The sequence below is a fragment of the Proteus sp. G2626 genome, assembly GCF_009915985.1.
Lineage (GTDB): Bacteria > Pseudomonadota > Gammaproteobacteria > Enterobacterales > Enterobacteriaceae > Proteus > Proteus vulgaris.
Window position 1 is genome coordinate 58,463 of sequence record NZ_JAABNH010000016.1, and the last position, 10,224, is coordinate 68,686.

Sequence of the window (10,224 nt, forward strand, 5' to 3'; positions counted from 1 at the left end):
TATAAAAAAGCTGACAAAAAGATGACAATTTTGTCATATCGCGTAATTAGCATGGAAAGGTTAAAATAAATACATTATGTTTTCCAATACGCTCGTAACTGACTTTACCCTCATGTAATGTCATAATCGCTTGTACAATTGATAAGCCTAAGCCATTTCCATCTGTTGTTCTTGCATTATCACCACGCCAAAAACGAGTAAATATTTGTTCATGTTGATTCAATTCATCACCAATATTACTGATACTAATCAGTAACTGATTTTTTTCTTTTTTACATTGAGTGACTACTTGTGTATTAGCGGGAGAATATTTAATTGCATTTGATATGAGGTTCATTAATATGCGAGTAAAAAGTAAGTGATCTGCACTAACTGTTAATGTTGTAGGCTCTTTTAATAAGGTTATCTGTTTTTCTTCTGCATAAAATGAAAATAGGTTATAAATTTCATCAATTAGATCCGATAAGTTCAAGCTTTCTCTATTTAAAATGATATTTTTATTTTCAGCACGAGCGATAAATAAAATATTTTCAATTATTTTTGCAAGTTTATCCAATTCTTCAATATTACTAATAATAATTGATTCATATTCTTCTACGCTACGAGAGCGTTGTAACATAATTTCATTTTGAACTTTTATAGCGTTAATTGGTGTTCTGAGTTCATGAGCCAAGTCATCTGCTAATTGAGTTAGCTTTACAAAATCATTTTTTAACCTTTTTCTCATTATATTTAATGAGTCACCTAAACTTTTCAGTTCATTGGGAAGTTGTGAGATATTTATGGTTTGGCTAAGAGTATGTATGTCTGTTTTAGCCGTAATTTGGCTAAGAAAACGGATATCTCTTAATCCATGTTTAATTAACCAAAAACTTAATATTCCCATAAATAAAATAGAAGCTAATGAGATAATCAATATTTTACTTAAATATTCGCTTAGCATACTGATGCGCACAAAGGATGCTTTGGCGATCACTACATTTAACACGCCTATTGGTGATTCTATTGTAAAGTTAATAGCCGAAACAGGAACACCTGATTCTGTTTCCCAGGAGGTAATCATGTTTAAATCTATATTCTTTGTATCAGTAGTTTTTAGATGATCTGAAAATAAAATATCTGAATTAGTATCAACTAAAATTTTATTATTAGCATCCGTAATATAAATAATATCTTGTTGCATATCCATCATACGTTGAAAATAGATAGGTAATGTTTTGATATCAATTCCACTATTAATTAACTTTACTAATTGGTCTGCACGATTTACAAGTAAGGTATTATCACGAGATGTTAATTCATTTTTAAGCGATTGATAAAGTGTTAAAGACATAAAACCTGCATTTACAATCATTAATATGATAAATAAAGAGATAATTTTAAATCTCAGTGATTTTGTTTTCATTACTGACTCCATTTAGCCTATATCCCATTCCTCTAACCGTTTCGATTAATTTGATTTCAAATCCATCATCAATTTTTTTTCGTAAACGACGGATAGCAACATCTACAATATTAGTATCACTATCAAAGTTAATTCCCCAAATCTCGCTTGCAATTAATGTCCTAGGTAATATTTCATTAATATGTAAAGCAAAAAAAAGTAATAAAGAATATTCTTGGCGAGTCATTGGGATCTGTATATTATTACGCTCTACTTCATGACGAGATAAATTGATTTTTAAGTCAGCAATTTCAATAATTGTTGAAATATTTTGTTGAACTCTCAATTGATTTCTGACTCTTGCCAATAATTCTGAAAATGAGAAAGGTTTTACTAAGTAATCATTTGCACCTAATTCTAATCCTTTAACTCGGTCATCTATAGCATCCCTTGCAGTTAAACAAATTACAGGGACTGACTTTGATGTACGTAATATTTTTAAAATATTCCAACCGTTCATTCCGGGAAGCATGATATCAAGAATAATCAATTTGTAATCATTTTCTAATGCTAAATAGAGGCCATCACGACCATCATTCGTAATATCAATAGTATATCCAGCTTCTTCTAGCCCTTTTTTAACCCAATTGGCTGTTTTTTCGTGATCTTCAATTAAGAGTATTTTCATACTGATCCTCTTAAACTCTTTAGAATAGGTATTTTGTATTATTTTAAACCAGTCATATATAGGATTAATAGAGCTAATTAAATATGATAGTTTTTACTAAAAATGACCTTGTAATAATAGGTTTTAGAGACTCATTACATTGTTATTAAATAGTTTTTATGCAAAAGAGTAACCAACTGATTTTATTCGATAATTTTTTTATGGCAGTAGATTTCACTCGTTTTTGTATTCTTATTCTTAAGAAAAAATTGTAAAACTTATATATATTCGACTAGGGTTTAGCAATAATTTATGATGAATATGCTATAAAAGTTGAAGAGGATGAATGTATTTGCTTGGCTATTGAAACTAAAAAAGCCCACCGAAGCGAGCTTTTCTATACTTTAAAATGCACGTGCATTTCTCGTGCACTTTAAAGTCTTTTTATTGTCAGTGTGTAGTTCTGTTGGTTTATATAACTTATTGTTTTTGAGGGTTTTACTCTATCACTGACCCATCAAATTTGGTGCTAGTGGGAGTTGGATCCCACTAATTGTATTGATTTGATAGTGACTGATCCCCCTTATTTTCGGGTTAAATCTTGCGCATGGGATAATCAATGGGCAAATGAAGCAGAATACTTAGCGTGGCTAGATGACGTATTAACTGAGTTTTGGCGAGTATTGAAACCAAATGGAAGCTTGTATTTATTTTGTGGCTCTAAGCTTGCCTTTGATACTGAATTATTAGTAAAAAGGCGATTTAATATGATTCACCTAATCGTATTATTCATTTACCCGTCACGATGGGCGGAAGAACTTATAGAGTAACACATTTTGATCGGTTGTTTACCAGCAAAGGTATTCGCTTATTTCGTTGGAGTTCATTAGATTTTAAGCGAAAATTTAGTGTTCATAGCAATCCTATATTACTCACTACTTTAGGCTATAATATGGGAAAACTGATCCTAATATTGAAAAAATATAATAACGAAGAATCAGCTAGTGAAAATATTCAATAAATTAGATTAATGCTCTAATTAAAAATAGATCATTTTTTCATTATATAGGTCATTACTGCAATTTTCTTTACTCTAAAGAATAAATTTAGTGATATTTTATTTTTAATGCAATCATAGATAGTAATTACTAAACTCATGGTGAAATAAATAAAAACTAAAACTAAGAATGAATAGAATAAATGAGGTGTGGATCCTGATGTAATTATGCAAATGAAAACTATAGTAAGTGAAATAAATAATCCTTCAAATAAGATACAATCAAAGATAAATGTGTCAAAGAACCATTTTTTAAAACTTTCTTCTTTATTGGCTTGGTTGTTATAAGTTTGATTTATTTTTTTATATCTTTGTTCGATAAGTTGTTCATTATTTTATCTATATCGAATTTTTTCATTATGTTTTTATCTTATAATTATATTTATGAAATGATACTTTTTAATAAAAAGGATTTTAAGTGCAATTAAAACGAAAATCAATTGTATTAAGTAACACCAGTGCCATTACTATAGCCTTAAGTCTTATTAGTTATTTGGAAGGAATAAAATACAAATCCTATTATGATGTTACGGAGTTTTGACGTTTTGTTATAGCCATACTGGCAATGATGTTATTCAAAGTTGAATATACAAAATCTCGCTTCGGTGGTTTTTTATTGTGATGTTAGCCAGTTTAAGTCGGGTTAGCGTCTTAAGCATAAAACCACCCGCTATGCGGGGGGATGATTTTATCGGTAGAAAACAATTATTTCTTATTTTACTGTCCAAGCTTCTGAGAAATGGCGCTTTGAAAATAATTCTGCTAACCCACTGATTTGTTTTAAGCGTAATACTTCATCTTGTGACATACCTAGCTCATCACCAATTCGTTTATCGCTCCATCCTAATCGGGATAGATCTCTAACTATATCTGACATAGCTGCGACTTGATGCTGTCCTCTTGCTCGATTATGACGAATAGTTGTTGCTATTTGCTCTGACATTGTGTGATTTTTAACATCAAGGAGGGTGACTGGTAAATAATTATTAATTCGTTTTTTTAAGGCACTTTCTTTACTTAATAGATAACGATGATAGCCATCAACGATTTGCCATTGCAATTGTTTAGTTTTATTTTGCTGTGCAGATAATACTACAACGGGTTGAGTATAACCGTCTTTTATCAATGAGGTTTTGAGTAATCTTTTTTCTGTTGGAGACATAACATTAGGATTGTAGTCATTTGCTATGACTTGATTTTGCTTTATCCAAAGAACACAATCTATAGGTTCATTTTTGAACGGACTAATTTGATGAAGAAATAGTTTGATTTTGTTAATAGCTTCGATTTTTTGCTCATCATTTAGTTTTAGTAGATAATCTTTTAGCGAAGAAAATACTGTTTCAATAGTCATATTCACCTCTTGTTAAATCAACTGCCAATTTTTACGTTTTTCTTGTATCCGTTTGCAATATCGGTCATAACAGTGTGATTTGGTAGGACTAAATGCTAATGTTCTACACCAAAAATCATTACGTAAAATAGTTTTACAGATCCGTCGCCAAGACGGGATTTGTTTACTGCTAGTATCACCGTCTTGTTCATCCGGTATTCCATTTGGGTAATTTCGCTCTGCATACCAATGGAGATAAACTGCGATTTTATTTCGATAATGTTCGGCAGTTTGTTCTGGTAAGCTCGCTAGTAAAAAGTGGGCGTAAGATTTCCATGTATGATGGGCGGGCTTGCTAATTTTGCGTTGCCCAAAAAAACCTGATTTATTACGAGGGTGAGTGTATAACATACCTGCATCAGCACCACTCACTCGTTCACAGGCGAGACTCCACGTCTCAGGTTCTAAAACATGGTATAACCATAGCCCTTTGCGTTGTTCAGGACCAAATGGCTCACAAATACGCATTTGACTTAAACTAACTCCAGCTTGGTGCATTAGATCATAAATAGAATTATAGGGCAGGTTAAAATATGAAAGGTATGTCCAGATATCTTTTACATGCCAGTCATAAATAGGATAGGCCATATAATAAAAACCTTCGGGTGATGCCGTTGTCCATGGGATGTCATCGGCATAACGTAGTTTTTTGTTGTTATTAATAGCAATAAAGCGATTTAATGATTCATCAGTTCTAATTCCTAATAAAATGACTGAACTACGATGATTTCCTGTGATCCACTGATTAAATGCAGGTGTGAAGTCTTCAAAAATCATATTTGGATGATAAAAAGGGAAAAAACCAGGATCAGTAATGGCATCTTTAGGCGGTTGTCTTACCCATTTTTTGCCAGGTTCCCATGCTGTCCATGTGGGTTCATATTGTGAGATCCCGCTTTCCGTCGTGATAGGTAATGCTATCCAGTAAAATCGCTCAGTACAGTCTTCATACAAAGATTTCATGTTTGTAACATGGTTAATGGTCGCAGAGTATTGCACTTCCCAATCAAGAAACATGACGTTGAATTTTCGATGCCGTTTTCTTGCTTCAGCGGCAACAAGATGAAAAAGAACGGTAGAATCTTTACCTCCAGAAAAGGAGAGAGAGATTTGTTCAAAAGTATCAAACAACCATTCAATCCGTGTTTGAGAGGCATCTAACACATTTTTTCCAAGAGGAATTTTGTGTTTGCAAGACATAACTATCACCAGAACAAGTTAGTTAATAGTATTATTACTTAATCATATTTAGATTATAAAGGTAAGTGATGATTGCTAGTTGTTACTGAGGTTTATTTGAAAAAATTGAACAATAAATTATATCTTATTGTAATTATTGATAATATCTAGTAATGAAAAATTTTTTATGATTAATAAAAATTAAAGTAAGTAATGATTTGGTAGATAATTTTATTAAAAATATTTCCTGAGTCATTATTCGGTATTTTCAACTATTCATACAATAGATAAAAAATAAAATAGTCATTTTATGATAGGGTATTGTATGACATTAAGTACACATGATGGAGCCAAAGTATATACACCTGTGTCATTGAAGCTATATGATTGGTGGGTACTTAATATTTCTAATAGCTATGCATGGCACTGTGATACGAATAAATATCTAATTCCGCATTTTAAAAATTATCTCAGTGATCGCCATATGGATATTGGTGTTGGAACGGGATTTTATTTAAAAAAATCATTAAATTATATAAAAGAAATCTCACTGACTGATCTTAACTTCCACAGTTTGGAACATACTAAAAAGTATATACCTGGTGATAAATTAATAAATTGCCTCCAGCATGATATTTTTCATCCTTTTTCTAATGAATTAAATGCATCTTATAATTCTATCTCCTTGTTTTATTTACTACATTGTTTACCAGGAACAATGAGAGAGAAGAAAAAAGCGATAGAGAATATCAGGTATCTACTGACAGAAGAAGGGGTTTTATATGGCACAACAATTTTAGGTAAGGGAGTTAAGCATAATTTTTTTGGTAAAAAATTAATGTCTGTTTACAACAAAAAAGGTATTTTTTGCAATTATTCTGATTCGGTAGATTCTTTGGAAGAAATACTTTCTTCTTTATTCCATGACATCTCTATACATGTCCAAGGTACTGTAGCTTTGTTTACAGCGAAGAATAAAAAATAATATGAAATATTATTCTGGATTAGAGGCTTTTTATTTTTATTTTCTTAAGGAACAGTATGTTATTACGTAGTCTGTTTTTTACCTGTTTATTATTAACACCAACGGCATTTGCCACAGATACGTTAAGTCATAATATTGAATATTATTCTAATGTTACGTTAACTGATTTTAATTCGGGAAAAATTGAAGATGGTCGATATTTTTGTGTTAAAGCCATGAATTATGGTGGTGAATTTATCGCCTGTGCAGTATCTAATAAGTCAGATTGGGCTTCTTCTTATGAGCACTTTTTTCAGCAAGCTCATTATTACTACACAACGGGGAAAAGCTTTAGGTTATATGTTCAACCTAATGTTTGGACACATCCCAAATTTACTCGAATATATTCAAATAAAGCGATAGCAGGATTCGCTAGTTGTCATAATAATCGTTGTATGGGGCCAACAAAAGACAATTAATTGATTAATATTCAATTTTATAAATTGGATAAATCCCATTAGAGTTTCAGGTAGAATTTTTTAAATTAATAAAGAGTAAATGAATACTCTATAAACGCTAACTTAATGATATTTAGGAGACTATATGAAATTTTTATTTAGATGTGTTTTTTTTGTTGTAGGTATTTTGTCTTCTAGTTTTGTCATGGCAGATAATGCCGATGAGATAACTAAAATTTCTTATGTATGTGAAAATAATAAAGTGATGGAAGTTATCTATGTAAATACAGCAAAAGATAGCTATGCGATTATTAATCAAATGGATGAAATGATCCCAATGAAAATCATGAAAATGGCTTCTGGTGCAAATTATGAAGCGATAAATAAAAATTACACCTATAAGCTTTATACTAAAGGTGATAATGCCGATTTAGTTGAAGGAAAAGATAAACCAGTATTGAGTGGTTGCAAAGCTGGTTAATTATCACTAGTTTTATTGAAAATCATTTAGCGTTCTTATAGAGGTCACTTCGGTGACCTTTTTCGTATAAAAAGGCAAGTGTGAATATTGAGTAAGACATAAATATTCATGCACTATCAGTACATAGAACGACCTGTGTGACAAACTTCTGAGTTACAAAAACTGCTCTCTGATATAAAAAGGCAACGAGCTGTGGTGATGACTTAAAGCATGATACACGCTAATTCATTAATTAAAATTAAGCTTTATGTTTTCACTTATAATTCACTCACACTAGCATCAATGGACGCTTCTTTGGAGTGACTAAGCGTATGGAAATATTAATTAAGATACTTATGAAACGGCTGGCTTAAGGGCATTTTGGGACAGTCTCTCGTTATATGAATGAGGACTTGTTATAAGGATGGTGTATAAATATTAAGTTGAGTTATAGAGTGTAATTAATAACAATTTATACCCTTTTTATGAAGGTTTGTTGTAAGTAAAACAATAATTATTGATTATTAAACTTTTATTTTTGATAAAAAAATCCCCCAAGGTGAATTGGGGGAAATGAGTTATATATAATGACATAGGAAAAAAGATTATGAGGCTTTTTTATATTGTAAAAACTTACAAATCGCAATGATATCTATTAAATTTTATTGATATGCAGTAAATAAATATCAAATTGTTTTAATATTGAAATAATGTGCTCTTTATGTTTTTTTATTCAAAATTGTAAGGGTAAAAAAAATCCATCTGAGAAGATGGATTAAGAAATACGCACATCAATCATATAATGAAGAGAACATATCTACCAAATAAAACAACAAAGTTAAGTGAGATCTGATAGCATCTATGACATTATTATTAATAATCTAAATAAGAAAAAAACACAACAACTATACAATAGTAATGTTATTTTTTTATATAAAAATATCAATATTTTTTATTTTAACTTCAATAAATAATATTTATTGTTGAGTTTATTTAGTATTTATTGATTGTTAAGTATGCAGGGAGTTATAGTGATATAAAATATTTTATTAGGGATACTTATGGAATTTGTTTTTACAAAAATAACTAAAGATGATTGGCCTTTTTTTAGTAGTTTATATGGTTCAGAAAAGGCCATGCAATTTATCTCAGTCTTGATGACGAAAGAGCAGATCAGAGAAGCATTTAATAGTCGTTTACCCGAATGGAACTTATCATCATCACATTGGTTATGTTTTGTTATTCGCAGTAAAATAAATAATACTTGTCTAGGTTTGACGGGGCTAAGACTTATTTATCAAGGTGGAGAAGTAATCGCAGAAGTGGGTTATATCCTATCTCCAGAAAAAACAGGAAAGTCTATAGGGACAAAATCTTTAGCTCAATTATTAAATTTACCTGAGTTGGCTAGCTTAAAAAAATTTCAAGCTATTGTTACTGCTGGAAATATAGCATCTGAACGTGTATTAGAAAAAAATGGTTTTATTCTTACTGAAATTCTTAAGAATAATTATGTTATAGGTGATGTTATTTTTGATGATCATGTTTATACATTAATTAAATAGAAAAAGTTATCTAGAGGGTGTTCCACATAAGAAAAAATAGGCCCTCAAAATAAAGTTTGCTATCTGAATTTTTCTATGGCTTAATAGCGTCACTGGTTTGGAAGTACAGACCTATTTATGTTAGTAAGTTTAAAGTTGTTCCCGTTTAGCGTTATCCTCGATACCTCTTCATTGTGAATTCCTTCTAATTAATTCCCATAAGTAAAAATACAAAACAAACCGCATATGCCTTATGGCAAATTAAATAAATTAAAGGAAATTCTATGTCTAATACAATGACTGGTACAGTAAAATGGTTCGATGAAGGTAAAGGTTTTGGTTTTATTACTCCAGCTGATGGCAGCAAAGATGTATTCGTACATTTCTCTGCAATCCAAAGTGATAGTTTCAAAACATTAGCGGAAGGCCAACAAGTTTCATTCACCATGGAAAATGGTATGAAAGGCCCAGCAGCAGGCAACGTGGTGGCTCTCTAAAGGCGCTATTACTATTCGCCTCTATTTTAAATGCCCTTGTTGTAGCAGTTCACAATATAGAACATCACAATTTGATGTCACAGTGAACAATCCACACGGCGCAAAATGCATCTTTTGCAAAAGTGTGATGACAGCTCAAATGAGTTGAGCATTAAATAGTTGAATATACAAAACCTCGCTTCGGCGGGGTTTTTTGCTATCTACAATCCCATGTTGGTTAAAGATAAAAAATTTAGATTTTAGGGCTTGAAAAATACTTGCTCGTTCATATTTATATTTTGGGTAAATAAGATACCGCCCATAATTCACTAAATACTGAAGGAGGAGTTATATGCCTAACATTAAACCTTTTTCATTATTCCCAGCATTATCTGACAACCTACTGTCAAACCGCTTTGATCAGATAGATCGCCTGTTTAGTCAGTTAACAGGTAGTAAGCCTATTGCATCACCAATTCAGACCTATAACCTGAAACAGATTGATGATAACCATTATGAACTGACAGTGAGTGTGCCTGGATATCAAGAAGATGACTTATCGGTTTCATTAAAAGGAAGTCGTTTATTGATTGAAGGGAAAAAAGAAGAAAAATCAGAAGAAGACAATGATAAATGGATCCA

The 10,224-nt window shown here is 31.1% G+C and carries 11 protein-coding genes and 1 pseudogene; 8 read left to right on the forward strand and 4 right to left on the reverse strand.

Annotated elements, in window-relative coordinates; all coding sequences use genetic code 11:
• Positions 1-46 precede the first annotated feature (46 nt).
• Positions 47-1,405, reverse strand: a complete 1,359-nt coding sequence (locus GWJ05_RS08115) for a heavy metal sensor histidine kinase (RefSeq protein ID WP_103004773.1) — start codon at positions 1,403-1,405, stop codon at positions 47-49.
• A complete protein-coding gene (gene hprR / locus GWJ05_RS08120) occupies positions 1,380-2,072 on the reverse strand; it encodes a response regulator transcription factor HprR (RefSeq protein ID WP_052038516.1) in 693 nt (230 codons plus the stop codon). The genes GWJ05_RS08115 and hprR overlap by 26 nt, the downstream gene beginning before the upstream one ends.
• Positions 2,073-2,590: 518 nt before the next feature.
• Between hprR and GWJ05_RS08125 the strand changes: the two are divergent.
• Positions 2,591-2,836, forward strand: a pseudogene (locus GWJ05_RS08125) (DNA methyltransferase); the annotation flags it as partial.
• Positions 2,837-3,820: 984 nt separating this feature from the next.
• Here GWJ05_RS08125 and GWJ05_RS08130 read toward each other — a convergent pair.
• Both GWJ05_RS08130 and GWJ05_RS08135 read right to left on the reverse strand, forming a co-directional pair.
• Positions 3,821-4,462 (reverse strand): IbrB-like domain-containing protein, encoded by a 642-nt coding sequence (locus GWJ05_RS08130; RefSeq protein ID WP_036937543.1) that lies wholly within the window; start codon positions 4,460-4,462, stop codon positions 3,821-3,823.
• A 12-nt stretch (positions 4,463-4,474) separates the two neighbouring features.
• Positions 4,475-5,701 (reverse strand): phosphoadenosine phosphosulfate reductase, encoded by a 1,227-nt coding sequence (locus GWJ05_RS08135; protein WP_161681311.1) that lies wholly within the window; start codon positions 5,699-5,701, stop codon positions 4,475-4,477.
• Positions 5,702-6,005: 304 nt separating this feature from the next.
• On the opposite strand from GWJ05_RS08135, the gene GWJ05_RS08140 reads away from it, so the two are divergent.
• The 7 genes from GWJ05_RS08140 to GWJ05_RS08165 form a co-directional block, all read left to right on the forward strand.
• Complete coding sequence (locus GWJ05_RS08140; RefSeq protein WP_036937534.1) at positions 6,006-6,665, forward strand: class I SAM-dependent methyltransferase; 660 nt, start codon at positions 6,006-6,008, stop codon at positions 6,663-6,665.
• A 56-nt stretch (positions 6,666-6,721) separates the two neighbouring features.
• Positions 6,722-7,123 carry a subtilase family AB5 toxin binding subunit gene (locus tag GWJ05_RS08145; protein ID WP_052038515.1) on the forward strand — a complete coding sequence of 134 codons (402 nt, stop codon included), beginning with the start codon at positions 6,722-6,724 and terminating at the stop codon, positions 7,121-7,123.
• A gap of 124 nt (positions 7,124-7,247) precedes the next feature.
• The gene (locus GWJ05_RS08150) at positions 7,248-7,583 is read left to right on the forward strand and encodes a c-type lysozyme inhibitor (RefSeq protein ID WP_036937531.1); all 336 of its coding nucleotides are present in this window, start codon (positions 7,248-7,250) and stop codon (positions 7,581-7,583) included.
• A 1,040-nt stretch (positions 7,584-8,623) separates the two neighbouring features.
• Positions 8,624-9,127 (forward strand): GNAT family N-acetyltransferase, encoded by a 504-nt coding sequence (locus GWJ05_RS08155; protein ID WP_115370336.1) that lies wholly within the window; start codon positions 8,624-8,626, stop codon positions 9,125-9,127.
• 263 nt (positions 9,128-9,390) lie between these two features.
• Positions 9,391-9,603 (forward strand): transcription antiterminator/RNA stability regulator CspE, encoded by a 213-nt coding sequence (gene cspE, locus GWJ05_RS08160; protein ID WP_004244726.1) that lies wholly within the window; start codon positions 9,391-9,393, stop codon positions 9,601-9,603.
• A 7-nt stretch (positions 9,604-9,610) separates the two neighbouring features.
• Complete coding sequence (gene ymcF / locus GWJ05_RS18550; RefSeq protein ID WP_419894627.1) at positions 9,611-9,751, forward strand: cold shock small protein YmcF; 141 nt, start codon at positions 9,611-9,613, stop codon at positions 9,749-9,751.
• 183 nt (positions 9,752-9,934) lie between these two features.
• A partial coding sequence (locus GWJ05_RS08165; protein WP_161681312.1) for an Hsp20 family protein occupies positions 9,935-10,224 on the forward strand: 290 nt, incomplete at its 3' end.

Bases quoted from the DNA above. Each gene is read 5' to 3' on its own strand.
- GWJ05_RS08145 (WP_052038515.1), top strand. From the start codon at position 6,722: ATGTTATTACGTAGTCTGTTTTTTACCTGTTTATTATTAACACCAACG.
- GWJ05_RS08150 (WP_036937531.1), top strand. From the start codon at position 7,248: ATGAAATTTTTATTTAGATGTGTTTTTTTTGTTGTAGGTATTTTGTCT.
- GWJ05_RS08155 (WP_115370336.1), top strand. From the start codon at position 8,624: ATGGAATTTGTTTTTACAAAAATAACTAAAGATGATTGGCCTTTTTTT.
- GWJ05_RS08130 (WP_036937543.1), bottom strand. From the start codon at position 4,462: ATGACTATTGAAACAGTATTTTCTTCGCTAAAAGATTATCTACTAAAA.
- GWJ05_RS08115 (WP_103004773.1), bottom strand. From the start codon at position 1,405: ATGAAAACAAAATCACTGAGATTTAAAATTATCTCTTTATTTATCATA.
- GWJ05_RS08140 (WP_036937534.1), top strand. From the start codon at position 6,006: ATGACATTAAGTACACATGATGGAGCCAAAGTATATACACCTGTGTCA.
- hprR (WP_052038516.1), bottom strand. From the start codon at position 2,072: ATGAAAATACTCTTAATTGAAGATCACGAAAAAACAGCCAATTGGGTT.
- cspE (WP_004244726.1), top strand. From the start codon at position 9,391: ATGTCTAATACAATGACTGGTACAGTAAAATGGTTCGATGAAGGTAAA.
- GWJ05_RS08135 (WP_161681311.1), bottom strand. From the start codon at position 5,701: ATGTCTTGCAAACACAAAATTCCTCTTGGAAAAAATGTGTTAGATGCC.